This is a genomic window from Helicobacter canis (genome assembly GCF_008693005.1).
Classification (GTDB): domain Bacteria; phylum Campylobacterota; class Campylobacteria; order Campylobacterales; family Helicobacteraceae; genus Helicobacter_B; species Helicobacter_B canis.
In genome coordinates this window covers 32,679-59,044 of sequence record NZ_VXKE01000005.1, presented here as the reverse complement: position 1 = coordinate 59,044, position 26,366 = coordinate 32,679, and the positions used below count along the sequence as shown (strand labels likewise).

Below are 26,366 nucleotides of genomic sequence, written 5' to 3'. Positions count from 1 at the left end.
GCAGTCCAATATAGGAGCTACGCTTTTGGGCTATCTACATTTTGGGGTGCCCTATGAGAGTATATGATTGTGTATTCTCATAGAGTGCCAATCTCTACTACCCTGCATTTTAAGGATTATATTATGGCAAAAAAAGAAATAAGCAATAGACTTCGTGTGGATTTCTCCCAACAGCAAAGGCTAGAAGTTCCAAACTTGTTGCTCTTGCAAAGAGATAGTTATGATTCTTTTCTGTATGCGAAAGATGGCAAAGAAAGTGGAATTGAAAAAGTTTTTAAATCTATATTTCCTGTCCAAGATGCCCAAAATCGTATTACTCTCGAATATGTTGGGTGCGAATATGGCAAACCAAAATATACCATTAGGGAGGCGATGGAGAGAGGTATAACCTATGCTATACCGCTTAAAATTAAAGTTCAGCTCATCCAATGGGAAAAAGATGAGAAAGGTGAAAAATTAGCACCAAAGGATATTAAAGAACAAAGTATCTTTATCCGCGAGATACCATTGATGACTGATAGGACATCTTTTATTATCAATGGTGTGGAGCGCGTAGTTGTTAATCAGTTGCACAGGAGCCCGGGTGTAATTTTCAAACAAGATGAATCGACAAGCACTGCCAGCAAGCTAACTTATATGGGGCAAATTATTCCCGATCGCGGTTCGTGGTTGTATTTTGAGTATGACTCTAAAGATACGCTTTTTGTCCGCATCAATAAGCGTAGAAAAGTTCCAGCTACTATATTTTTCCGTGCGCTTGGGTATAGTAAAATAGACATTTTAAAGATGTTTTATCCTCTCCTTAAAATCAGGATAGAAAAGGGTAAATTTCTCATTCAGTTCAATCCACTAGATTTTGAGGGAAGGGTTGAGTTTGATCTTAAGAATGCTAAGGGTGAGACTATTGTAGCTTCCGGTAAGCGCCTTAGTGCTAGAAAGGCGCAAGAGCTTAAAACTAATGGGCTTGACTGGATTGAGTATCCAATAGAAACTTTGTCAAATAGATATTTGTTCAGCCCTATTGTCGATAAAAAAACTGGCGAGATGATCTTTGATACATTGACACAGCTCGATGATGCCAAAATCAAAAAGCTTAATGAGTTGAAAATCAAAGAGTTTGTCATTGTTAATGATTTGGCAACAGGTCTTGATGCTTCGATTATCAATTCATTTATCGCTGAAACAGAATCCTTAAAACTTCTTAGGCAAACAGAGAAGATTGATGATGAAAATGATTTGGCTGCCATCCGTATTTATAAGGTTATGCGACCCGGTGAGCCTGTAACAAAAGAGGTTGCCAAGCAGTTTGTGCGCCGGCTATTTTTTGATGCGGAATCCTATGATCTAACGCGTGTTGGTCGTATGAAAATGAACCACAAACTTGAGTTAAAAGTTCCAAACTATGTAACTGTTCTTACGCACGAAGATATTATAGAAACAACGCGCTATCTTATGAAGGTGCGCAACGGCGATGGTAGGATTGATGATAGGGATAATCTTGGCAATCGTAGGATTAGGGCTATTGGTGAGCTGTTGGCAAATGAGTTACACGCTGGTTTGGTTAAAATGCAAAAAGCTATCAAAGACAAGCTTACGACAATGAGTGGAACATTTGATACTGTTATGCCTCACGATCTCATTAATGCCAAGATGATTACAAGCACCATTATGGAGTTTTTCACAGGCGGACAACTTTCGCAGTTTATGGATCAGACCAACCCACTTTCTGAGATCACTCATAAGCGCAGGCTATCTGCATTAGGAGAGGGCGGGCTTGTTAAAGAGCGCGTTGGCTTTGAAGCTCGGGATGTCCACCCTACGCATTATGGTAGGATCTGTCCTATTGAGACTCCGGAAGGGCAAAATATAGGACTCATCAATACTATTGCTACCTTTACCCTTGTTAATGACTTGGGCTTTATAGAAGCTCCTTATCGAAGGGTTATTAATGGCAAGGTGACTGATGAGATTGTTTATCTTACTGCCACGCAAGAAGACGGCAAAGTGATTGCTCCAGCAAGCACGAAATTAGATTCTAGTAACAATATTGTTGATACGCTCATTGAGACGCGTTGTGGTGGCGAGATTGCTTTGCGCAAATCAGAGGAAGTGGAGTTTATTGACTTGAGTCCGCGTATGCTTGTGGGTGTTGCGGCAAGCTTGATTCCATTCTTAGAGCACGATGATGCAAACCGAGCTCTTATGGGGTCAAATATGCAGCGACAGGCTGTGCCACTGCTAAAGCCTGATGCTCCAATTGTGGGGACGGGTATTGAGCAAATTATTGCTAGAGATTCTTGGGAAGCTGTCAAGGCTACTCGTGGGGGCGTTGTTGAAAAAATAGATGCGAGGAATATTTACATTTTAGGCGAAGATTCTAGTGGCGCTTATATTGATGGCTATTCCTTGCAAAAAAATCTACGCACTAATCAAAATACATGTTTTGCCCAGCGTCCTATCGTTAAGCAAGGCGATGTGGTAGAGGCTGGACAGATTATCGCTGATGGTGCTAGTATGGATATGGGTGAGCTAGCCTTGGGGAAAAATATACGCGTCGCCTTTATGCCTTGGAATGGTTATAACTTTGAGGATGCGATTGTTGTCAGTGAGCGGCTCATCAAGGAAGATGCTTTTACATCTGTGCATATTTATGAGAAGGAAGTAGAAGCTAGAGAGCTTAAGCACGGCACAGAGGAGATTACAGCTGATATACCCGGGGTGCATGAAGAGGAGATAGCTCATTTAGATGAGAGCGGGATTGTAAAAATTGGAACTTATGTTACCGCAGGAATGATTCTTGTGGGTAAAGTTACACCAAAAGGGGAGGTAAAACCAAGTCCGGAAGAGCGATTGCTGCGTGCAATATTTGGTGAAAAAGCAGGGCATGTTGTGAATAAATCCTTGTATTGCCCACCTTCGCTAGAGGGGACAGTTATTGATGTGAAGATTTTCACCAAAAAAGGCTATGAGAAAGATGCTAGAGCCATTAGTGCTTATGAGCAGGAGAAATCTATTTTAGATATTGAGCACCATGATCGTTTGACGATGCTCAATAAAGAAGAATTACTCCGTGTAGGCAGTATGCTTTCTAAACAGGAGCTAAGTGCAGATGCAACAATTAATGAGAAGAAATACAAAAAGGGGCAGAAGGTTCCAAAAGCTGAAATAGCAAAAATCAATCGCTTTGCTCTAAATACACTTATAAAGAGTTATAACAAAACTGTTCAAGGTAAATATGAGAAGATTAAGGCAAATTTCCTTGAGCAGAAGAAGACATTGGGTGAGGAGCACGAAGAAAAGCTATCCATACTTGAAAAAGATGATATTTTGCCAAGTGGTGTTGTCAAGCAAGTAAAAATTTATATCGCTACCAAACGCAAGCTTAAAGTGGGGGATAAAATGGCTGGACGACACGGGAATAAGGGTATTGTAAGCACCATTGTTCCTGCTGTTGATATGCCTTATACCGCTGATGGTGAGCCAATAGATATTGTTCTAAATCCGCTTGGTGTGCCTAGTCGTATGAATATTGGGCAGATTCTAGAGGTGCATTTGGGGCTTGTAGGGAAAAATCTAGGAAATCAGCTAACTGAGATTCTGGAGAGTCAGGCAACTGATTTTGTCCAGCAGCTTCGACAAAAAATGATTACAATCGCAGAATTGACCAATGATAAAGACTCTGCGATGATTCAGTTTATTAAAGAGTGTAAGGATGCCGAGTTGCTTAGCTATGCAAGAGACTGGAGCAATGGGGTTAAGTTTGCTATCCCTGTTTTTGAAGGCATTACTCAAGAGAAGTTTAATAGACTCTTTGAAGAAGCAAAGATTGATATGGATGGAAAAGTTGAGCTTTATGACGGGAAAACAGGTGAAAAGATACGCGAGAAAGTTAATGTTGGTTATATGTATATGCTTAAACTCCACCATCTCGTTGATGAAAAGGTGCATGCCCGCAGCACTGGTCCTTATAGCATTATCACCCAACAGCCAGTGGGTGGAAAAGCTCTTTTTGGTGGGCAAAGATTTGGAGAAATGGAGGTTTGGGCACTAGAAGCTTATGGGGCAGCCCACACGCTCAAAGAGATGCTTACGCTTAAATCCGATGATATTGTCGGGCGTGAGAATGCTTACCGATCTATCACTAAAGGTGAGCCGGTAGGAGAGTCTGAGATTCCGGAAACATTTTATGTTCTCATCAAAGAGTTGCAAGCTCTTGCTCTTGATGCAAATGTGTTTGATAATACTCTTGATGAAAATGGCAATCCTAAAGCCTTGGAAGTGAAAGAAGACAATCGCCCAAAAGATTTTAGCTCTTTCCAGCTTGTGCTAGCTAGTCCGGAGAAGATACGATCGTGGAGCCGGGGTGAGGTCAAAAAGCCAGAAACGATAAATTACCGCACATTGAAGCCAGAGCGCGATGGACTTTTTTGCACCAAGATATTTGGACCAGTGAGAGATTATGAGTGTCTGTGTGGTAAATATAAAAAACCTCGCTATAAGGGTATGGTGTGTGAAAAATGTGGCGTGGAAGTAACTAGCTCAAAAGTGCGTCGATCAAGAATGGGGCATATTGATTTGGTAACACCGGTAGCGCATATTTGGTATGTCAATTCTCTTCCTAGTCGCATTGGTACTTTACTTGGCGTAAAGATGAAGGATTTGGAGCGTGTGCTGTATTATGAGGCATATATTGTCAAAGATCCGGGCGAGGCGTTTTATGATAATGAATCCACTAAGCCGGTGATGAAGTATGATGTGCTCAATGAAGAGCAATACCAAAATATCTATCAACGATTTAGTGATAGGGGTTTTGTTGCACAAATGGGCGGGGAAGCGGTAAAAGAGCTTCTTGAGCAGCTTGATTTAGCGACTCTTCTTGTTTCATTGCGCGAAGAGGTAAAATCCACCAATTCTGAGGCGAAGAAAAAAAGTATCGTTAAGCGATTAAAAGTTGTAGAAAGCTTTATGAATTCTGGCAATCGTCCGGAGTGGATGATGCTTACCGTGTTACCCGTTTTACCGCCAGATTTGCGCCCTCTTGTTGCTTTAGATGGTGGGAAATTTGCTGTCAGTGATGTCAATGACTTGTATCGTCGCGTGATCAATCGCAACCAGCGTTTAAAGCGCCTTATGGAGCTTGACGCACCGGAAATTATCGTGCGCAATGAGAAGCGTATGCTTCAAGAAGCTGTAGATGCGCTCTTTGATAATGGGCGCAATGCCAATGCTGTTAAGGGTGCCAATAAGCGACCCCTTAAATCACTTTCGGAAATTATCAAAGGTAAGCAGGGTAGATTCCGCCAGAATCTGCTTGGGAAGCGGGTGGATTTCTCTGGACGGAGCGTTATTGTTGTGGGACCAAATTTGAGAATGGATCAATGCGGATTGCCCAAAAATATGGCACTTGAGTTATTTAAGCCCCACTTGCTTGCTCGCTTGGAAGAAAAAGGCTATGCAAGCACACTGAAACAAGCTAAAAAAATGATTGAGCAAAAGACAAATGAGGTGTGGGAGTGCTTACAAGAGATTGTTGATGGCTATCCCGTGTTGCTTAACCGCGCGCCCACGCTTCATAAGCAGTCTATCCAAGCATTTCACCCAAAATTGATTGATGGTAAGGCTATTCAGCTACACCCTCTTGTTTGTTCAGCGTTTAATGCGGATTTTGACGGCGACCAAATGGCTGTGCATGTGCCTCTAAGCCAAGAAGCCATCACAGAGTGCAAGGTGTTGATGTTGAGTTCGATGAATATTCTTCTTCCGGCAAGCGGCAAGGCTGTAGCTGTGCCTAGTCAAGATATGGTGTTGGGGCTTTATTATCTCTCCTTGGAGAAAAAGGGTGTAAAAGGCGAACACAAGCTGTTTGGCGATATTAATCAGATTATGATTGCTATCGATGCGGGTGAGCTTGATATTAATGCTAAAATCCAGACCGTCATCAACCGCTATCCTGTAACAACCACTGCTGGAAGAATGATTTTACGCTCCATTTTGCCAGATGTTGTGCCCATTGATTTATGGAATAAGGTCTTGAAGAAGAAGGATATTGGTGCTCTTGTTGATTATGTATATAAAGAGGCTGGTATAGGGACGACAGCAGCTTTCTTAGATGATTTGAAAAATCTAGGATTTACTTATGCGACTAAGGCTGGGATTTCGATCTCTGCTGCTGATATTATCATCCCTGATGATAAAGATGAAATTATCTCGCAGGCTCGAGAGAAGGTGCGAAAGCTGCAAGATGACTTTGAGCACGGGGCAATGACCGAGGCAGAACGATATAATAAGACAATCGACTATTGGACAGAAGCTAGTAAGCAGCTTGGGGAGAAGATGAGCACCATTATCGCCCAAGATAAGGAAGGGTTTAACTCTATCTATATGATGGCGGACTCTGGTGCAAGAGGTAGTGCGGCGCAGATACGGCAGCTTTCTGCTATGCGCGGTCTTATGGCGAAGCCAGATGGAACCATCATTGAAACACCCATTGTGTCAAACTTTAAAGAGGGATTAAATGTTCTAGAATACTTTAATTCTACTCACGGAGCGCGCAAAGGGCTTGCAGATACGGCATTAAAAACAGCTAATGCGGGGTATTTGACAAGAAAGCTTATTGATGTGAGCCAGAATGTTAAAATTTCTATGGAAGATTGTGGGACGCACGAGGGTTGTGAGATAAGCGATATTATCGATGGATCAGAGCTGCTAGAATCTCTAGAAGAGAGAGTGTTTGGACGGGTGCTAGCAGCAGATGTTATTGACCCTGTTACGAATGAAGTGCTCTTTAGTGCGGAGACATTGATTGATGAAAAAGCCGCAAAGCGCATTGTTGAAGCCAATGTAAAATCTGTCATCATACGCAATTCTGTTACCTGTAAGGCACCAAAGGGTGTATGTGCTAAATGCTATGGTATCAATCTTGGTGAGGGCAAAATGGTGCGACCGGGTGAAGCAGTGGGTGTCATTGCTGCACAATCTATCGGTGAGCCCGGCACTCAGCTTACACTGCGCACATTCCACGTTGGTGGAACTGCGAGTAGAACCCAAGAAGAGAAAGAGATTAGAGCGGAGAGAGAAGGCTTTATCCGCTACTATAATATTAAGACCTATAAAAATAAAGATGGCAAAAATATTGTCATCAACCGCAGAAATGCCGCCGTCCTTGTTGTGGAGCCAAAGATAAAAGCTCCATTTGACGGGACTTTACATATAGAAACGGCGCACGATGAGATCACCATAATGGTCAAGAATGGCAAACAAGAGAAAAAGTATGTTGTGCGTAGGAGCGATGTTGCCAAGCCAAACGAGCTTGCAGGCGTTAGCGGTAGGCTCGAAGGTAAGCTGTATATAGCACATGAGAGTGGCTATAAGGTCGCTAAGGGAGGCAGTATTGTTGATATTGTGAAAGATGGCTGGAATGTGCCCAATCGTATCCCGTATGCGAGTGAGATCATCGCTCAAGATAATGCCCCCATTAGCCAAAAAATCTACTCCAAAGAGCAAGGAGTTGTCAAATACTACTTGCTAGAAGGGGATCATCTAGAGCGTGTGCATGACTTCAAGCGAGGAGACATTGTTACAGAAAAAGGTATCTTTGCTGTTATTGCAGACAAATACGATAGGGAGGCGACAAGGCATTATATCGCTAGAGATTCTAAGATTCTAGTAGATGATAATAGTCGAGTCGAGATGGATACGCTTCTTGCAGAGCCTGCGCACGATGCAAATAATCTCATTGCAACTTGGGATTCTTACAATACAATCACTATTAGTGATATTGATGGCGTTGTCTCCTTTGAAGATATTGTGCTCGGGCTTACGGCGACTGAGCAAGAAGACAAGACCGATGGTAAGAAAAAGCTAAAAATCAATGATTACATACCATCAGGCTTCAAGCCAAGTATAATTATCACAAATGGCAAAGATGTAAGACGCTATGCTCTTGAGCCTAATACAACTATTGCTCCAGAAGTGGTTGATGGGGCTAAGGTAGCTAAGGCTGATGAGTTGGCTAAAACACCAAAAGCAGTCGCCAAATCACGGGATATTACGGGTGGTTTGCCTAGAGTTGCGGAGTTGTTTGAAGCGCGTAAGCCCAAAGACTCTGCGATTTTGTCGGATATTGATGGAATTGTTAGCTTTGGTAAATCTATCCGCAATAAAGAGCGTATCATAGTTACTGCCCAAGATGGCAGGGTAAGCGAATATCTTGTCGATAAAAGCAAGAGAATCCTAGTGCATAAGGATGAGTTTGTCCATGCTGGTGAAGCACTGACTGATGGTATCACATCAAGCCACGATATTTTACGCATTGGTGGCGAGAAAGAACTACTGCATTTTATTGTTAATGAAGTGCAGCAAGTTTATCGCGGTCAGGGAGTCAATATTGCAGATAAACATATTGAAGTGATTGTGTCGCAAATGTTGCGTCAAGTGCGCATTGTTGATCCGGGCAATACACGCTTTATTGAGAATGACCTTGTTAGTAAGCGTCATTTTAAAGAAGAGAATGAGCGTATTATACGCCTTGGTGGAGAGCCCGCTATAGCGGAGCTTGTCTTACTTGGTATTACCCGCGCTGCGATAAGTAGTGATTCTATTATTTCAGCAGCGTCTTTCCAAGAGACAACGAAAGTCCTGACAGAGGCAAGTATCGCAGCTAAGAAGGATTTCTTGGAAGATTTAAAAGAAAATGTTGTTCTGGGGAGAATGATTCCAGTTGGGACAGGGCTATATAAAGATAGAAACTTTATTGTCAAAACCAAGGAATTGGATTCCTAGAATCTAAGAGAAATAAAAGATTAGATAGTGTAGAATCGCGCGTTTAATCTCAATCCCAAAATTAAGGAAATAAATTGCCAACCATCAATCAGCTTGTTCGCAAAGAGCGAAAAAAGGTTATCAAAAAAACCAAGTCCCCAGCATTGCTGGAGTGCCCACAGAGGAGAGGTGTTTGCACTCGTGTCTATACAACAACACCAAGGAAGCCAAACTCTGCCTTGCGCAAAGTAGCCAAAGTGCGCCTAACAAGCAAGTTTGAAGTTATTAGCTATATTCCCGGAGAAGGACACAATTTGCAAGAGCACTCTATCGTTCTTGTGCGCGGTGGGAGAGTTAAGGATTTGCCGGGTGTAAAATATCATATTGTGCGTGGCGCACTTGATACTGCTGGTGTCGCTAAGCGAAGTGTATCGCGCAGTAAGTATGGTGCTAAAAAGGCGAAAGCCGGTGGCGATAAAAAATAAAAAGGATATGGAATGAGAAGAAGAAGAGCTCCTAGTAGAGAGATTTTGGGTGATCCCATTTATGATAACAAAGTGGTTACAAAATTCATCAACAAAATGATGTATGATGGCAAGAAGAGCGTGGCGGAGAAAATAATTTACGCGGCATTTGCTAAGATAGAAGAGAAGAGTGGGGAAAAGGGTATTGAGATATTTGAGAAGGCTCTCGAGCGAGTGAAGCCGTTGGTAGAAGTGCGTTCTCGCCGTGTAGGTGGGGCAACTTATCAAGTGCCAGTAGAGGTTCGACCAGTGCGGCAGCAGTCCCTTTGTATTCGCTGGATTTTGGAAGCTACAAGAAAACGAAATGAGCGCACGATGGTTGAGCGGTTGGCAAATGAGCTAATGGATGCTGCGAGCGATAAGGGTGCTGCGTTTAAGAAAAAAGAGGATGTGCATAAAATGGCGGAAGCAAACAAAGCATTTGCTCATTATCGTTGGTAGTCGGAGGGTTGTTATGGCAAGGAAAACTCCTTTAGAAAAAATTAGAAATATTGGAATTGCTGCACATATTGATGCAGGTAAAACAACGACTTCTGAAAGAATATTGTTTTACACTGGTGTAAGCCATAAAATTGGGGAAGTGCATGATGGTGCTGCCACAATGGATTGGATGGAGCAAGAGAAAGAGCGGGGGATCACTATTACTTCAGCGGCGACAACTTGCTTCTGGAAAGACCACCAGATTAACCTTATTGATACTCCTGGGCACGTGGATTTTACCATTGAAGTGGAAAGGTCTATGCGTGTTCTTGATGGAGCTGTGGCAGTATTTTGCTCTGTGGGTGGCGTGCAGCCCCAAAGTGAAACTGTGTGGCGACAAGCAAACAAATATGGCGTGCCTCGCCTTGTTTTTGTTAATAAAATGGATCGTATTGGTGCAAATTTTTATAGTGTGGAAAACCAAATTAAAGAGCGTCTAAAGGCAAATCCTGTGCCTATTAATATTCCTATCGGTGCAGAAGATGGATTTAGGGGCGTTGTTGATCTTATCCAAATGAAGGCTATTGTTTGGAATGATGAGACTATGGGTGCTCAGTATGACATTGAAGAGATCCCTGCTGATTTGCAAGAAAAAGCAGCTGCCTATCGCGAGAAGCTTATAGAAGCTGCTGCGGAGCAAGATGAGACACTTATGGAAAAGTATCTTGGTGGTGAAGAGCTTAGTGTGGAGGAGATAAAAAGGGGCATTAAGCTTGGCTGTCATAGCATGAGCCTTATTCCTATGTTGTGTGGCTCGAGCTTTAAAAACAAGGGTGTCCAAACATTGCTTGATGCGGTTGTGGATATTTTGCCTGCGCCAACGGAAGTAACTAATATTAAAGGCATAGATCCAAAAAATGAGGAAGAAGTATTCGTAGAGTCTAGCGATAGCGGCGAGTTTGCAGGACTTGCGTTTAAGATTATGACAGACCCATTTGTTGGTCAGCTCACATTTGTCCGTGTTTATCGGGGTATGCTTGAGTCTGGTAGCTATGTGCTTAACTCAACAAAAGGCAAAAAAGAGCGCGTGGGGCGATTGCTTAAAATGCACTCCAATAAGCGCGAAGATATTAAAGAAGTGTATGCAGGTGAGATTTGCGCATTTGTTGGGCTTAAAGAAACTCTCACGGGCGATACTCTCTGTGATGAGAAGCGCCCTGTGATTTTGGAGCGTATGGAGTTCCCAGAGCCTGTTATCCATATTGCTGTTGAGCCAAAGACAAAGGCTGATCAGGAAAAGATGGCTGTCGCGCTTGGTAAGCTTGCGGAAGAAGACCCAAGCTTCCGTGTCAGCACCCAAGAGGAAACAGGGCAAACTCTTATAGGCGGTATGGGCGAGTTGCATTTAGAAATTATCGTTGATCGATTAAAGAGAGAGTTTAAGGTCGAGGCGACAATTGGGCAGCCGCAAGTAGCATATCGAGAGACCATACGAGGCAGTGTAACGCAAGAGTGTAAGTATGCCAAGCAATCGGGCGGTCGTGGGCAATATGGACATGTCCATATCAAACTTGAGCCAAAAGAGGCTGGCACGGGGTATGAGTTTGTTAATGAAATTAGCGGGGGCGTTATACCTAAGGAGTATATTCCAGCAGTAGATAAGGGTATCCAAGAGGCTATGCAAAATGGTGTGCTTGCTGGCTATCCTGTCGTGGATTGTAAGGTTACACTCTATGATGGAAGCTACCACGATGTGGATTCTAGTGAAATGGCATTTAAGATTGCTGGATCTATGGCATTCAAGGATGCTTGTCGCAAGGCTAATGCTGTGTTATTGGAGCCTTTAATGAAGGTTGAAGTAGAAGTGCCAGAGGAATATATGGGTGATGTGATCGGCGATCTTAACCGAAGACGCGGGCAGATTAACTCTATGGACGATCGAATGGGGCTTAAGATTGTTAATGCCTTTGTGCCTCTTGCAGAGATGTTTGGCTACTCTACGGATTTGCGATCGGCTACACAGGGTAGGGGGACATATACGATGGAGTTTGATCACTATGGTGAAGTCCCAAGTAATGCTGCAAAAGATATTATCGACAAACGCAATGGTTAGATTCTAGCTATGGGCGACCATTCTGCTAGTGTTTTTTATACAAGTGCGCAGAGTTCTTTGTTTTCTAATCTTCCTATTGACTTTATCCAGACTTGCGCCCTTGGAGGCGTAAGTAAATCTCCTTTTTCTAGCTGTAATATTGCCTATCACACGGGAGATGTGCCAGACTTGGTAGCGACAAACCGCAGGCAAATCTTGCGATATTTTGACAATAAGCAGTTGTTGTGGTGTGATCAAATCCATTCTGCACATATTGCTGATGCGACAGATCCCTATGTGGCACATCAGCTTACTAGGGGCGCGATTCAAGCAGATGGAGTTTTATGTGCAGATGCTTCTTATGTCGCATTGATTATGGTGGCTGATTGCAATCCTGTCTTGGTGTATGATCCTAAATGTAATGTTTTTGCTCTTGTGCATGCTGGACGCGCTGGTGTGTGCGGGCGGATTCTTACTCAAGCTGTCCAAGCCCTAAAAGTCAAAGGCTCAAAGCCGAGCGATTTGCTTGTGTTTGTTGGCTCTTCTATACGATCTTGTTGCTACGAAATCAGCCTGAGCCTCTGTGAGCAAATTGCAAATAACTTTGGCGAGCAATACATACGCATACGCAATGGCTCTGGTATGTTAGATCTTATTGCAATGCTACAAGATGAGTGTAGTGCCCTAGGGATAAAAGATGAGCATTTGGAGATTTTAGATTCTTGCACGGCGTGTGATGAGCGATTATTTTCTTACAGAAGGGCTAGTAAAAAACAAACACAAACAGGACGCTTTGGTATCTTTGCGAGCCTGCGCTAGAATCCACTCAGTTTTAAAACTAGATTCTACACTTTTGTGCAGTAGCTTTTATTGTGCTGTTTAAACAAATTTGGCATATTTAGCTTTCAATTTTTTAGGAAAGGACACACAAATGGAAAAAGTTGGAATTTTTTTTGGTAGCGATGGCGGTAACTCAAAAAATGCAGCAGAGCAAATCGCAGCAGAGCTTGGGAATGCAGAGCTTATTGATGTAGCAAGCGCTAGCAAGGATCAGCTCGCTTCTTTTAAAAATCTTATTCTTGTTACACCCACTTATGGTAGCGGTGATTTGCAAACTGATTGGGAGGACTTTTTGGACTCTCTAAGTGGCGGAGACTTCGCTGGGAAAGTTGTTGGGCTTGTTGGGCTTGGTGACCAAGACACTTACTCAGATACATTCTGTGATGGAATCTCTCATATCTACAACAAAGCAAAAGATAGTGCGACAATCGTAGGGCAAACTTCAACTGATGGATATGAATTCTCTGATTCTCAATCTATTGTTGATGGTAAGTTTGTAGGCTTGGCACTTGATGAAGACAATCAAGATGACAAAACAGCAGATAGAATCAAAGCGTGGGTTGCTGATATTAAAGGCAAGCTTGCTTAATGTTTTACTTGAGAGTTGGGCTATGCCTGCTCTCAACTTTTCTCTCTTGTTTTACTCATTTATTTCTCAAGGTATGATAATAATCCATTTGTAGTTATAGGGTTGTTGAGATGAAAAGACACCGCCGTTCTCCTATCCATCATAAGTTTTTAAAAAGTCTTGTTTTTTGGGTATTGCTTGGGCTCGTGCTTGGCGTGCTTTTTGGGACGATAGGGAGCTTGCATCATAGCCATCCAAATGCTGTGGTAACATTTTTCTATCACCTATGTATAGAATCTAAATCCTACACCTTTGACCCTTTTATTAAGGGGCTAAAGCTTCTTATGGGTCCTATCATTTTCCTAACGATTATTACAGGGATCATTCGCCTTGAAGACTTAAAGACACTGGGTGGGCTTGGGCTAAAGACACTTATATATTTTGAAGTGGTTAGCACATTTGCACTTGTGATTGGTGTGGTTTTTGGTGAGCTGTTAAAGCCCGGACACGGAATGCACCTTGATGTAGCAAGTCTTGATGCTCAAAGTGTAGAGGGCTATATCGCACAAGGTGCAAGCAATCAAGCACAAAGTGTAGGTGAAGAGATTTATCATATCCTGCTAAGTGCGATTCCACACGATCCTATCACGCCATTTGTTGAGGGCAAGACATTGCAGGTGCTAGTGATGGCACTTGCGGTGGCGATTTTGCTCTCTTTTGCAGCACCTAGCTTTAAAGAAAAATGCTTGAAATATTTTGAGAGTATGCAAGAAACTTTCTTTAAGGTGCTGACGATTTTGATTTGGTATAGCCCGCTTGCAACTTTTGGGGCGATGGCATATCTCATCGCGCATTTTGGGTTTAGCTCCATTGGCGGAATGATTATGCTGCTGCTGACTATGGCATTATCGATTTTGGCGTTTATTTTTGTGGTGCTTGGGGTGATTTGCAAAATTGGTGGGATCAATATCTTTAAGCTTATGCGCTTTATCTATGCAGAAGTGCTTGTGGTCTTTGCCACTTCTAGCAGCGAGACGGCTCTAGCCCCGCTTATGCGCAAGCTTGAACGCGCTGGCGTGCAGAAGGCAAGCGTGGGGCTGATTATGCCAACAGGCTATAGCTTCAACCTTGATGCGACAAATATTTATCTAAGTTTAGCAGTGATTTTTCTCTCTCAAGCATTTGACATTCATATTAGTTTCATACAGACATTGACGCTTATTCTTATTTTGATGATTTCATCAAAGGGTGCGGTTGGCGTTACGGGTAGTGGCTTTATCGTCCTAGCGGGCACGCTTGCAGCATTAACAACAGCCGATGGCAGCCAGATTATCCCAGCAGTGAGTGTGGCGGCGATACTTGGGATTGATAAATTTTTGAGCGAAATGCGTGCGGTTGGGAATCTATGTGGCAATGTAATCGCTTGTGTGATGGTGAGCATTTGGGATAAGCGCATTGATAAAGAGCGGTTTCTCTATGCGCTTGATCACCCAGAAGAGTTTAAGGTCGTATAGGCTATGCCAAAAACACGCTATTTGCTCACCCTATCCACAAGATAAATAAGATTTTGCCAAGTGATATTTGTTTTGTCATTGAGCCCTATTTCACAAGTGCTAGAGCTTGAAAAGCCAAGGCGCAGTTTTCTATCTTTATAAAACTCGCCTAACTCCCGCAATGCTGAAGCATTTAGCTCACTGCGGTCAAAGCCCTTATTCCCAGCAAAGCCACAGCACTGCGTTTTAGAATGTATAATGACTTCGCCATTTGTGCAGGTTTTAGCAATAGATTCTAAGACTTTATCCCATTTACCCTTCCTTGTAGAGCACATCGCATAAAGCGCAATATCTTCATCTAAAGGCGTAATGTGTAATCGTGGTAAAAGAGTGGATTCTATACATTCAGGCATATCTAAAATGGTGAGAGTAGAATCCAATTCTTTTATGCTCTCTTTTAGCTCATAGCTACACGCACTATGATCACACACGATGTGGATTTGCTCTATCCCCTTGCCTGAAAGCTCTCTCATAGTAGAATCTAGTGCCTTATATACTTCTTTGCGTTTGGCTTCCGCGCTTTGCGGATAGTCTTTATACGCCTTGCCACAGCAAAGATTGTTAAGATTTTGCGGATACACCACACTCACATTAGCTTTCTCACACAAAGATTCAAAGACCTCTTGCAAAGCTCTTGTATCTTTCAAGCTTGATTGCGGGGCAAAGGTGCGATTGATACAAGTGCTAAAGTATATGACTGCCACTTGGGATTGTGCGTTAGAATCTTTAGATTCTAGTCTGTAAGCATTTGCCCTAGGCAGTGAGCGTGGGATATAGGGCAGGAACTTTATCTTGTTGCTTAAATTACTTAGTGTATTTTTACCCAACATATTAGAGCTAAAGTTTGCTATGCGTAAGCCCCCTTTAGCAAGGCTAAGAGTGGAGCTAAAATGCTTGGCAGTTTGTGCGGCTATGAAGCGTGAAAATGTGCCTTTTGTGGCAGGGCTAAGTTTGGAGGCGATTTTACCGCTATCAATTTCTAGGGGGCAGGAGAGTGAGCACATAGAGCAGATGGCACAGGTTTCTATGCCAAAGTATTTATAGCCCTGTTTTAACTCTTTTAGTTTTTGTGCGTTGTCTTTTTGGCTAAAATCAGCGATTGCTTCGCTTCGTGCTTCGGCACTAGATTCCATAACACCTTTAGAATCCATAGAATCCACGCCAAGCAAAGCCTCTAGCCTTGCGATTTCCTTTCGCACCGCTATTCTCTGCCTTGGTGTGAGTGTTAGCTCTCTACTAGGGCAAACCTTTTCGCAAAATCCACATTCCATACATTGATTGATAAAGTCTTCTACTTCGCTACTTTGTTTGAGATTTTGCGTGTGGATTTGGGGATTATCGCTGATGATAACATCAGGATTGATAAGGGTGTGCGGATCAAAAATCTCTTTTATCCTGCGATTTATGGCATACGCTTTCGCACCCCACTCTTTTTCCACAAATGGGGCTATCATTCGCCCTGTGCCGTGCTCCGCCTTTGTGCTACCCTGCAAGGCAATGACAGAATCTACCATCGCTTCCATAAACGCCCCAAAGGCTTGGCTCTCCTTTTCATCGTTAAGATTAGGCGTGATGATAAAATGCACATTCCCACTCAAAGCGTGTCCAAAGATAATGCCTTGAAAGTTAAATCTATCAAAAAGCTTAGTAATAGAATCTATGCCTTGTGCGAAAGTGGATATAGGGAAGCAAATATCTTCAGTGATGACGATACTCCCACTTGGGCGACTCCCAGCGGCTAAAGGCAAAAGGGCTTTGCGGATTTTCCACCAAGACGCCATAAGCTTTTCATCACTGCTAAAATGCACGCCAAAAAGGCTTGGCACAGATTCTAGTTCCTTGCTTATATGAGCGATTTTAGAATCTAGCTCCTTTTGTGTGCTAGATTCTAACTGCACCAAAATCGCACAAGCTCCACTCTCTATTTGCCCTAGCTCACGCGGTGCGTTTTCCAAGCCCCTAGCAGAATCTAAACACGCATAGTCCATAATCTCCGCCGCACTCACAAGGCTTTCATTCCCCGCTAGAATCTCCACCGCCTTTGCCCCAAGAGCTAAATTCTCATAAAAAAGCAAGGCACACGCTTTATAAGCATAGTCTTCCACGCATTCATACTCCACCAAAGACACAAAGCCCAAAGTCCCCTCCGCACCGATAAAAAGATGATTGATAATATCTTTAATTTCGCTAAAATCTAGCAGGGCGTTGATACTATAACCGGTTGTATTTTTGATAGCAAATTTTCGCTTGATAAGCTCGCATAATTCTTTATCTTGCAAAATCTCTTCACGCAAGGCTAGAAGTGCATCTGCCTTATCTTTATGTTTTTGTAAAAAGGATTCTATGCTTTCATTTGGCTTGGCATTCTCACTTGTATCAAGGATAGTACCATTATGCAGGATAAATCGTGCGGATTTTATGGTGTTGTAGCTATTTTGCTTCACGCCACAGCACATACCGCTAGAGTTGTTTGAAAAGATTCCGCCAATCATTGCGTTATTGATAGTCGCTGGGTCTGGTCCTATCTTTTTGCCATAGGGCTTTAAGGCTTCATTAGCTTCTACGCCAATCACCCCACAGCTACATTTTATGCTCTCCGCATTGCCTATAATCTCAATATCCTGCCAAAACGCATTGGCTAACACCAGCACAGAATCACTACACGCCTGTCCGCTTAAACTCGTCCCTGCGGCTCTAAATGTGAGCGGGGTATTGTATTTTTGACTTAAGGCAAAAAGGCTGATGATTTCATTTTCATTCACCGCCCTTACCACCACGCGTGGCACATACGCATAGCAAGAAGCATCAATCCCATAGGCAAAGCGGCGGAGATAATCTGTGTAGATTCTATCTTTAAATATTTCTTTAGCTTGGGCGATAAAGCCTTCAAAGTCTGGTTTCTTGCGATTGCGCATACTATCTCCTTTGCAGATTTAGAAGTATGTATTGTATCTAAATCACTTGGCAAGCTATGTGTTTTAGTGGGTGGTTAGGGGCTGATTTTGCGCGAGTGAGCCATTGTGCGTGCTTGACTTTTTAGGGCTTTTGGCGTATAATCGCGCCTTTGTGTCAGGGTAGCTCAGCTGGTTTAGAGCGCTGGTCTCATAAGCCGGAGGTCGGGGGTTCAAGTCCCCCCCTTGACACCACTACACTAGAATCCAGCCTTAACCCCCTCTCCTATATTTTCCAAGTTTGATTTAGATTCTACCTACTCTAACTCCATCTTTTTAATAATGCAGTGCCTTGCTAGCAAGTAGCTTATACCACTTAGCAGCAAGTATGTGATAAGCTTTTGCGCATAAAGTAGCCAAGCCTCTATGCCGACTTTGCTCTGTGTGATTATGGAAAGAGAGTCGATATTGATATGAAAAAATACGCCAAAAAGCAATCCAAGTAGCGTGCTAATAACGCTTCCGCACAGGCAAATCCCCAAAAACAGCAGCAGTCCCAGCACCAAGCGATAGCTTGTGATGCGCCACGCATTGAGCAATGCCAATGTCAGCAGGATATACATAAGCCAAGTGAGTATCTCGCCTAGGATATAAGTAATGCTAAGAAGTATGATAAATACGCTGCGCTCATCAAAAGTCGCAAAGACTTCTTGCACAAGTGCGCCAATTTTCCCAAGTATGGCTAAAACATCGACATTGGCGACTAGAATCAAGGCTTGCACACCAACAAAGCCATAAAAGCATACCGAAGCACCGATTAAGATAAAGCAGCTAAGCACTTTTGCTAAAAGGATCGTGTCAATTCCCAGCGGTAGGCAAAAAAGCAAATATCCATAATCTCCAAAGAGACTCTTCCCAAAAGTAGAAATCATAAGAAATATATGAGCCACCACAAGCAAAAACACCGCGCTAAAAGCGCCGATGATACAGAGCCCAAATGTTACACCAAGTAGATTGCGCAAGGTGGGGTTTATGATTGTAGCGACATCAAGCTTGCTAAATCCCACGCACCCAAACACACATAGAGCAAACACAGCCCCAAGCACCACAAGCGGTAGGTAATGCTCTTTTAACTCATAGTGAAGAAGTCGTCTCATAGCACGCCTTTTGTAGAATCTAGTAGGCTAGATTCTAGTGGATTAGATTCTAGTGTGGCGGATTTGGTGAAGGCTTGTTTAAAGGCAGTTTCTAAGCTATCTACATTGGCAGTAAGTGCGGCGACACTGCTATGTGCCAGCACACTACCATTTGCTAGAAATATGGCTTCATCAAGGATTTTTTCCACATCGTAGATTAAGTGCGTGGCGATGAGTATGCTTGCGTCTTTGTTGTAGTTATCCAAAATGAGCTTAAAGACAAAGTCCCTTGCCACAGGATCGACCCCAGCGATTGGCTCATCAAAGATATAGAGCCTAGCTTGGCGCGCTAGCATAAGAGCTAGGGAGAGCTTCTCTCTATTGCCTTTGGAGAGTGTTTTGACTTTTTTAGATTGATCAAGCTTTAGCTGCTTAAGAAGTGCGTGGGCTTTATCTAGGCTAAAATCATCAAAAAAATCTGCGAAAAACCCACACGCATAGCCAATGCTCCAATGCAGGGGGATATGGTTTTTATCAGGGAGATAGGAGATATGCGCCTTTGTCTTATCGCTAAGTGGCTCGCCAAGGATTTTTACACTGCCTTCATATTGACGCAAAAGCCCTAGAAGAACCTTGATCAATGTTGTTTTCCCGCTGCCATTTGGACCAAGTAGCCCAATGACTCTGCCACTTTGGAGAGTAAGAGAGAGATTATTGAGTGCCAGAGTAGAGTCGTATCGTTTGCTTAGTGCAGAGATTTCAACAAGCATAAGAGCCCTTTTTGTAAGGTTTGTGGATTATAGCAGAGCTTTTTCAAAGATTTTTATGCTTGTGGCAATGATGGCAAAGCAGTAGATCCACAAAAGTGCGATTCTATGGGTGTTTGCACTTGCTTTTGCGATGAGTTTTATCCCAATGCTCACGCCTATGATTGAAGCAAGCCCTATAAGTATAGCTGCGCCAAACAGCCTGCTATCGACTATGTCCATTTGATAGAGTGAGAGACTTCCAGCCGCTGATGAAAACACGACAAAAAACAGCGAGAGTGGCACGACTTTCTTAGAGTCATAGCCCAAATAGTAGCCAAGAATAGGCGCGATAAGCAGCCCTCCGCCAATACCAAGCGAGATAGCAAATATCCCGGTAAATGCGCCTGCTAGCACCAAAATTGCACGCTTTTTGTAGGGGTTTGTGATGGGGCTTAGGCTTTGGGCGACCTTGGATTTTGTAGCAAACCGATAGAGAGAAATAGCTGTAAGCAGTAAAAAAGCTAGACTAAGGAACAATTCACTGCAAAAGTGTAGCACTACGCCACTAAGGCTTGCGCCAAACACACCCCCAATCCCTATAAAAACCCCTTCTCTAAGATCAAGTAAGCCTTTTTTGTAGTTAAGCAGTGAGCCAAAGACACTAGCAAATATCATTTGCACGATAGAAATGCCAATGGCGTGCTGGATAGGGAAGCCTACAAGTAGCATACAAGGCACGATGATGACCCCACCCCCTATGCCAAAAAACCCCGCCGCCACGCCAGAGACTAGCCCAAGTGCGATAAAGCCTAGAATCTGCCACCAATCAAAATATGAAAATAATAGCGTGAGCATCACTCTCCTTAAATAGTTGGATTCTAGGGTTTAGGTGTCTATGCGCATAGCACTTTTACTTGTTGTGGCTGGGTTGTGATAGATGTCCCACTTTGTTAGCACGATTTCTGCTTTACGCACCAAGAGATTATATAGCACAATGCTAGGGATTGCCACGATAAGCCCCATAGCCGTGGCTTTTAGCGCAAGGGCTAGCCCTGTCATTATGGTTTGGGTATCAATTTGCGCACTACTGCCAATATCAATGAAGGTGATCATAATCCCAGCTACCGTGCCAAGTAGCCCAATATATGGGGCATTTGAGCCAATGGTAGCTATGAGAGTTAGCCGTTTATGCAAATCAAGCTCCAATAATCGCTTATCTATATAATCATCGACCCGCACAGTTGCATAAAACCACGCCCGCTCAATCCCAATGGCAATCACCAAAACCGAGAGCGATCCTAAAAATCCTAAAACAGAATAATCAATAATCTCTTTCATTTCCTGCCTTTGTGTAAGTTAGATTCTACAAGCTTTTGCCATAGTTTTTAAGGCTTGCGCGCGCCTCTCTATCAAGGATCTTTTTCTTAATGCTCTCACGCTTGTCGTGGAGCTGTTTGCCACGCGCAAGGGCTAGCTGGAGCTTGGCTTTGTTGTGCGCATTAAAGTAAATAGAGAGCGGCACGATAGTAAGCCCATCTTGAGAGACTTTGCCAAACCACTTATCAAGCTGGGATCTATGGAGCAGAAGCTTCCTAGCGCGCTTCTCATCAGGGCGGAAGTGGGGGTTGGTGCTTTGGAGAAAAGAAATGTGCATACCAAAGACAAAGAGCTCGCCCTTGACAAAGCGCGCGAAGCTGTCTTTAAGATTGCAGCGGCTAAGGCGCAGGGATTTGACTTCAGAGCCTAGTAGGACTATGCCACACTCCAGCTTTTCTATAATCTCATAGTCAAATAGTGCCTTTTTATTTTGCGCGATCAGTTTCATAGCGCGCCTTGTGGCATTGGCTTTCTAAAGAAGCCTGCAAGCTCACGCTCGCACCGCTTCGCTTGTTTTGCGCGATCAATCGGCGATTTCACGCTTGTGGCTCTGCAGTGTTCTGGGGCATTGCTAGAATCTACTTTTTGTTCGCAAGGCTTAAAAGTGGATTCTAGTGGGCTGGGTGTGCTTGCGCTAGAATCTATGCGAAAAAAGCTACTCCCACTCCCAGAGAAAAACCAGCCCTCCCCAAGCTCTTTAGCCACAGATTCTAGCTCTTTATGGATAGCACAAGCTGGGAGAAAGAGATCATTTAAGCTAGCTATATCACCACTAGCAAGGATGGCAGCGTTGCTTAGGGTAGAGAGGTCTTTAGTGTTAGGATTTGGCGTGCTTGTAGTAGCGTAGTGGCGATAGACTTGGGCGGTATTGCAAGCAATTTTAGGAGTGTAGATACTAAAGCGCGCAATGTCATTAAGCCTAGAATCACAAGGCTCAATATGCTCGCCAATGCCAGAAACTTCCGCGCAATCTACTTGCGATACAAAAAACGCCACATCTGCGCCGATACTTTTGGCAAGATCGCTAAGTGCGGTGGGTAGGGGGGATTTGGGGGGTTTGGGGCTTGCAAAATATGTGTGCATTTGCTTTGCTTTGCCTTTAAACTCCGCTCCATAGCGTGCAATCAGTGCTGCTAGCACAACCCCAGCATTAGAGCTGCCCCCTCCTAGTCCTGCACCACTAGGGATATGCTTTTGCACTTCTATGCGCACCGGTGGGAAGCACACGCCATCAACTTTGCGCAATGCTTGTAGGGCGAGATACACGCTTGAGTGCTCTATCTCGCAAGGAAAATTACCCAGCACGCGATCTTTTGTGGCATTTGGGGTGTGCGTGATGGCAATTTCATCATACAAATCCCCTACCACACGCACAAAACGCGAGCGCAGGAGATGATAATTATCAGGCGTTTTGCCTACAATGTGGAGATAGAGATTGACCTTGGGATAGGATTTATAGAGCATTAGCGTTTGATATGCTTGCCTAAATCAAGTAGGGCTTCATTGGGAGAGTCGCCTATAGCCTTTTTGTTTTCACTAGCGATGGCTTCTTTAAGCTCTGCGCGTAGGATCAGGGTCTTTGGTGGGGCTTCAAAGCCTAGCTTCACACTTCCCCTGTCGATAGATACGACCTTGATGATGACATTATCGCCTATTACGATACTTTCATCTTGCTTTCTGGAGAGTATGAGCATAATCTATCCTATTGAGAAGATACGAGATACTGCCATCTCGATGAAGCTGTATTATAGAAAAAAATTCATCAAATTGCACTATATAGCGCGGATTTTTATCCAAATCCACCCTAGCTTGCACACTAGAATCTAAGTCGTTTTGCGTGAGCTTTCTGCCGTGGTAAAAATGCTCCTTATAGTGCGGGTTTATAGGCAAGGTGGGGTAGGGGAGAGTCTTTAGCGGATCTAGCTCTATGATTTTGCCCCGTTGTGCGACTAAATCCCCCTCGCTTACACGCTTTAGCGCACTAAGTGTGCCAAAGCTACCAAGCTTTTGCGCAATTAGGCTTCCAAGAGAGCGGATGTAAGACCCCTTGCTTACACAGGCACGAAAGGAGATGAAAGGATGCACATAGCATAAAAACTCCATAGTATAACTTTGCATAGTTGTGGGAGCTAGCTCTATACTCTGCCCAGATCTAGCTAGCTGATATGCGCGCTTGCCTTGGATCTTTTTGGCACTAAAGGCTGGGGGTATGTAGGCAATCTCTCCTACAAAGCTCTCCACCACTTCACGCACGAAGCTAGAATCTAGTGGCGGAGTAGAATCTATGTGGGTGATGTTCTCTGTATCAAGACTTAGGGACTTTGCTCCTAGCCATAAAGTAGCTTCATAGACTTTAGGCTCTGTTTTGATAAAAGGCAAGAGCTTTGTGTAAGCCCCTGTGGCGATGAGCAATGAGCCTTGCGCAAATGGATCAAGCGTCCCAGAAAAGCCAGCCTTGCTAGTGTTGTAGCTCCTTTTAATCTGCGTTAAAAAGCCATTGCTTGAGATGAAGGCTGGTTTATAGGCAAGTAGAAGTGCGTTCATTGTCGCTATATTATTGGCTAGATTCTAGTGTGGGTGGGAAGTCTAGGATTCTAGCGCGTGCTAGAATCTGCCCATCACATAGCTCTATTTCTGCATTAGGCTGCAAGCTTGCAAGCGTTGCTGGCTTGCCATTATGCAGAATCTGGGCGAAGTTCTCACGCACAAGGCGTTTGGGATTTAGGGCTTGTAGCTCTTTGGCTAGAGATTGTAGGGCATATTCTCTCTCGCGCAAAAGTGGTAGCTGCCTATATTGCAAGGCTTGCGCATTAAGTGCTGCAGCCTTTTGCTTCCAAATTTGTGCCATAGTAGAATCTAGCAATGCGCGCAGCTGCCCTATTTGCTCACTAGCAAAGGATAAGGTGCGCTCATAGCTTACTTGCTGGTAAAGCTCTAGGAGATGATCGCAGAGTCGTTGGGCTTTGGCTAGGGATTCTAGCGCGCATTTGTCGTATTGCTCGCAGATTTCATCAAGTCGCAAAAGCCACTCTCTCCTATCTGGTAGGATTATCTCCATACAAGCTGATGGTGTGGGCGCGCGCACATCAGCGACAAAATCACTAATGACAAAGTCTATCTCGTGTCCAACAGCAGAGACAACGGGCGTGCGCGCGTTAAAAATCGCCTCCGCCACAATCTCTTCATTAAACCCCTGCAAATCCTCCATACTCCCCCCACCCCTGCCTATGACAATAATATCAAAGGCATTATCTGTGCCAAAAAAGCTATCCACATAAGCGATATTGCGCGCGATATGCCCACCAGCTTGCGCTCCTTGTGTGAGTGTATCAAGGGCGACAAGTTTTGTAAGATTCCAGCGTGTGCTAGCTACGCGCTTCATATCCTGCAAGGCTGCACCAGAGAGCGAGGTTAGCAGGGCGATTTTTTTGGGGAAGGGGGGCAGGGGCTTTTTGCTTGTAAAGTAGCCTTTAGATTCTAGCCTTTTTTTCAAGGCTTCATATTGCGCACTTAGAGAGCCGCTGCCACTTTCTATAAGAGAGTGGCAGATGACTTGGTAGTCCCCACGAGGTGCATAGACACTAAGCGCGCCTTTGATGATGACTTGCGCCCCATTTTCTGGGGAGAAGCACAGGGACTTGGCATTGCCCTTAAACATCACGCAGCGAATAGAGCTTTGAGAATCTTTAAGGCTAAAATACAAATGCCCGCTTGCTTTGTGTAAGGTAAAGTTGCTAATCTCACCTTGAAAGAACACTTCTACAAATGTCGCTTCAAGCAGGGATTTAATCTGTGCATTTAGCGCGCTTACACTTAGTGGCTCTAGCGCACTCACTGCATAGTCCTTGTAACAATTCGTAAAACATCGTTATAAACCCCCAATGCCACAAGCCCTAGAAGCACAGCCCACCCAAGCATAGTAAGAGTATAGAGCACTTTATCGCTCATTTGCCTTTTCATCAATGCCTCATAACACACAAAGACAATTTGCCCGCCATCAAGGGCTGGGATAGGCAGGAGATTGATTACAGCAAGATTGACAGAAATAAGTGCCATAACCATAGCAAACGCATAGAATCCACTTGGGGCAACTTCTGCCATCACATCAACAATCCCTATAACTCCGCTTAGCTCGCCAAGTGGGATAAGCCCTAAAATGAGTCGCTTGAGTGATTCAAAGATCAAAAGGCTTGCGCGCGCTACTTCTTGCATAGCAAACTTTATGCTAGCAGCTAGCCCTAAGTGCTCTATGCCCACTTCACCCTTAGCGACTATGCCAATCATAGGGCGTTGTATCGTATCGCCAAAGATGTTTTGATAGCTGCTGGATTCTGGCGTGATAAAAGTGGATTCTAGCTTGCCATCTCTTTGTATGGTAAGCGCAAGGGGGGTAAAGGAGCTGCCGCTTGGCTTTGCTTGAGCTATGGCTTGACTAAGCTGCTCCCACGAAGTGATAGAGGTAGAATCCACTTTTACAATGCGATCATTAGGGAGAAGTCCGGCTTTTTGCGCAGGGCTATCTTGCTGTATCTCGCCGATAATTGGCTCAAGGATTTTTACACCAGAGAGTCCTATGCCGACATAGAGCAAAAAGGCTAGCAGGAGATTAAACACCACGCCAGCAGAGAGAATGGCGATTTTCACCAAAGGGGGCTTGGTGGTGTAGCTATCAGGCGCGATTTCTCGGCTGGTTGGGTCAAGGTCGTCTTGCCCCTTTAGCTTGACATAGCCACCAAGGGGGATAAGCGATAGGGCGTATTGCGTGTCGCCTATGCGCTTATGTAAGAGCTTTTTGCCAAAGCCTATACTAAAGACTTCGACTTTCACGCCAAAGAGCCTTGCTGCGCAAAAATGCCCAAGCTCGTGGAAAAATATGAGAAAGCACAAAGCCAAAAACGCGCTAAAAAGTCCCATTAGATCGCACTTTTGTAGTATTTTATGGTGTAATCCACTCCGGAATAAAAAGTCATAAAGGTTGCCAGCCATAGCAGCACTTCACCGCCGGGGAAAAAGTCTGCGAGTAAAAATGCGATTGCAGCGATTTGGAAGCCTGTTTTGTATTTGCCAAGATAGCTAGCAGCGATAGACTTACCAGAGCTTGCTACCACCACGCGCAGCCCTGTGATGAAAAACTCCCTGCTTAAAATGATAAACACCGCCCAAGCATTTGCGCGCTCCAATAATAGTAGAGCGATAAACGCACTAAGGATAAGCATTTTATCTGCTAGAGGGTCAAAAACTTCGCCAAAAGTGGATTCTACTCTACAATGCCTAGCGATATAGCCATCAAAAAAATCTGTCAAGGAAGCGAGACAAAAAATCAAGCAAGCAAAGTAATTTACCCAGCTAGAATCTACCCAATCAGGCAAGATGAAATTGCTGTGTAGGAGAAAAAAAAGCAAAAACACCGCAAGAAATATGCGCGCGATTGTTAGGATATTTGGGAGTCTTTTTAT

19 protein-coding genes and 1 tRNA gene are annotated in these 26,366 nt (G+C 43.9%); 8 read left to right on the top strand and 12 right to left on the bottom strand.

The genetic code is table 11. The features are described from left to right. Positions 1 to 123 precede the first annotated feature (123 nt). The 7 genes from F4V45_RS01630 (at position 124) to F4V45_RS01600 (ending at position 14,718) form a co-directional block, all read left to right on the top strand. Positions 124 to 8,781 carry a DNA-directed RNA polymerase subunit beta/beta' gene (locus tag F4V45_RS01630; RefSeq protein WP_150336769.1) on the top strand — a complete coding sequence of 2,886 codons (8,658 nt, stop codon included), beginning with the start codon at positions 124 to 126 and terminating at the stop codon, positions 8,779 to 8,781. A 74-nt stretch (positions 8,782 to 8,855) separates the two neighbouring features. Then, positions 8,856 to 9,245 (top strand): 30S ribosomal protein S12, encoded by a 390-nt coding sequence (rpsL, locus tag F4V45_RS01625; protein ID WP_023929239.1) that lies wholly within the window; start codon positions 8,856 to 8,858, stop codon positions 9,243 to 9,245. Positions 9,246 to 9,257: 12 nt separating this feature from the next. Further along, positions 9,258 to 9,725 carry a 30S ribosomal protein S7 gene (rpsG, locus tag F4V45_RS01620; protein WP_150336768.1) on the top strand — a complete coding sequence of 156 codons (468 nt, stop codon included), beginning with the start codon at positions 9,258 to 9,260 and terminating at the stop codon, positions 9,723 to 9,725. A gap of 13 nt (positions 9,726 to 9,738) precedes the next feature. After that, positions 9,739 to 11,817, top strand: coding sequence for an elongation factor G (fusA, locus tag F4V45_RS01615; RefSeq protein WP_150336767.1), 2,079 nt, complete (start codon positions 9,739 to 9,741; stop codon positions 11,815 to 11,817). Positions 11,818 to 11,826: 9 nt separating this feature from the next. After that, the gene (locus tag F4V45_RS01610; RefSeq protein ID WP_150336766.1) at positions 11,827 to 12,615 is read left to right on the top strand and encodes a purine nucleoside phosphorylase YfiH/LACC1 family protein; all 789 of its coding nucleotides are present in this window, start codon (positions 11,827 to 11,829) and stop codon (positions 12,613 to 12,615) included. A 112-nt stretch (positions 12,616 to 12,727) separates the two neighbouring features. Beyond that, on the top strand, positions 12,728 to 13,225 hold the full coding sequence (locus F4V45_RS01605) for a flavodoxin (protein WP_023929235.1): 498 nt from the start codon (positions 12,728 to 12,730) through the stop codon (positions 13,223 to 13,225). Between the two features lie 110 nt (positions 13,226 to 13,335). Continuing rightward, positions 13,336 to 14,718: a cation:dicarboxylate symporter family transporter gene (locus F4V45_RS01600; RefSeq protein ID WP_150336765.1), complete on the top strand. Its 1,383-nt coding sequence runs from the start codon at positions 13,336 to 13,338 to the stop codon at positions 14,716 to 14,718. A 17-nt stretch (positions 14,719 to 14,735) separates the two neighbouring features. Here the strand turns inward: F4V45_RS01600 and F4V45_RS01595 are convergent, their stop codons facing one another. Next, entirely contained in the window at positions 14,736 to 17,672 is a 2,937-nt protein-coding gene (locus tag F4V45_RS01595; protein ID WP_150336764.1) for an FAD-binding and (Fe-S)-binding domain-containing protein, read from the bottom strand. Between the two features lie 153 nt (positions 17,673 to 17,825). On the opposite strand from F4V45_RS01595, the gene F4V45_RS01590 reads away from it, so the two are divergent. Next, positions 17,826 to 17,903, top strand: a tRNA-Met gene (locus F4V45_RS01590). Positions 17,904 to 17,965: 62 nt separating this feature from the next. Here the strand turns inward: F4V45_RS01590 and F4V45_RS01585 are convergent. From F4V45_RS01585 to pgsA, 11 genes are read right to left on the bottom strand one after another with little or no spacing between them, the layout of a single operon-like run. Further along, complete coding sequence (locus tag F4V45_RS01585) at positions 17,966 to 18,805, bottom strand: hypothetical protein (RefSeq protein ID WP_150336763.1); 840 nt, start codon at positions 18,803 to 18,805, stop codon at positions 17,966 to 17,968. Further along, entirely contained in the window at positions 18,802 to 19,554 is a 753-nt protein-coding gene (locus F4V45_RS01580; RefSeq protein ID WP_150336762.1) for an ABC transporter ATP-binding protein, read from the bottom strand. The genes F4V45_RS01585 and F4V45_RS01580 overlap by 4 nt, the downstream gene beginning before the upstream one ends. 27 nt (positions 19,555 to 19,581) lie before the next feature. Continuing rightward, entirely contained in the window at positions 19,582 to 20,388 is an 807-nt protein-coding gene (locus F4V45_RS01575; RefSeq protein ID WP_150336761.1) for a sulfite exporter TauE/SafE family protein, read from the bottom strand. 30 nt (positions 20,389 to 20,418) lie between these two features. Further along, positions 20,419 to 20,871, bottom strand: coding sequence for a TonB-system energizer ExbB (gene exbB / locus F4V45_RS01570; protein WP_150336760.1), 453 nt, complete (start codon positions 20,869 to 20,871; stop codon positions 20,419 to 20,421). A 25-nt stretch (positions 20,872 to 20,896) separates the two neighbouring features. Further along, positions 20,897 to 21,358 (bottom strand): SsrA-binding protein SmpB, encoded by a 462-nt coding sequence (gene smpB / locus F4V45_RS01565; protein ID WP_023929228.1) that lies wholly within the window; start codon positions 21,356 to 21,358, stop codon positions 20,897 to 20,899. Next, complete coding sequence (locus F4V45_RS01560) at positions 21,355 to 22,374, bottom strand: GHMP family kinase ATP-binding protein (RefSeq protein WP_150336759.1); 1,020 nt, start codon at positions 22,372 to 22,374, stop codon at positions 21,355 to 21,357. The genes smpB and F4V45_RS01560 overlap by 4 nt, the downstream gene beginning before the upstream one ends. Beyond that, the gene (locus F4V45_RS01555; protein ID WP_023929226.1) at positions 22,374 to 22,604 is read right to left on the bottom strand and encodes a carbon storage regulator; all 231 of its coding nucleotides are present in this window, start codon (positions 22,602 to 22,604) and stop codon (positions 22,374 to 22,376) included. Before F4V45_RS01555 ends, F4V45_RS01560 begins: the two co-directional genes overlap by 1 nt. Continuing rightward, complete coding sequence (gene truB / locus F4V45_RS01550; RefSeq protein WP_150336758.1) at positions 22,576 to 23,454, bottom strand: pseudouridine synthase family protein; 879 nt, start codon at positions 23,452 to 23,454, stop codon at positions 22,576 to 22,578. The genes F4V45_RS01555 and truB overlap by 29 nt, the downstream gene beginning before the upstream one ends. A 10-nt stretch (positions 23,455 to 23,464) precedes the next feature. After that, positions 23,465 to 24,745, bottom strand: a complete 1,281-nt coding sequence (gene xseA / locus F4V45_RS01545) for an exodeoxyribonuclease VII large subunit (protein ID WP_150336757.1) — start codon at positions 24,743 to 24,745, stop codon at positions 23,465 to 23,467. Next, positions 24,742 to 25,824 carry an RIP metalloprotease RseP gene (gene rseP, locus F4V45_RS01540; protein ID WP_150336756.1) on the bottom strand — a complete coding sequence of 361 codons (1,083 nt, stop codon included), beginning with the start codon at positions 25,822 to 25,824 and terminating at the stop codon, positions 24,742 to 24,744. The genes xseA and rseP overlap by 4 nt, the downstream gene beginning before the upstream one ends. Continuing rightward, the gene (gene pgsA / locus F4V45_RS01535; RefSeq protein ID WP_150336814.1) at positions 25,824 to 26,366 is read right to left on the bottom strand and encodes a CDP-diacylglycerol--glycerol-3-phosphate 3-phosphatidyltransferase; all 543 of its coding nucleotides are present in this window, start codon (positions 26,364 to 26,366) and stop codon (positions 25,824 to 25,826) included. Before pgsA ends, rseP begins: the two co-directional genes overlap by 1 nt.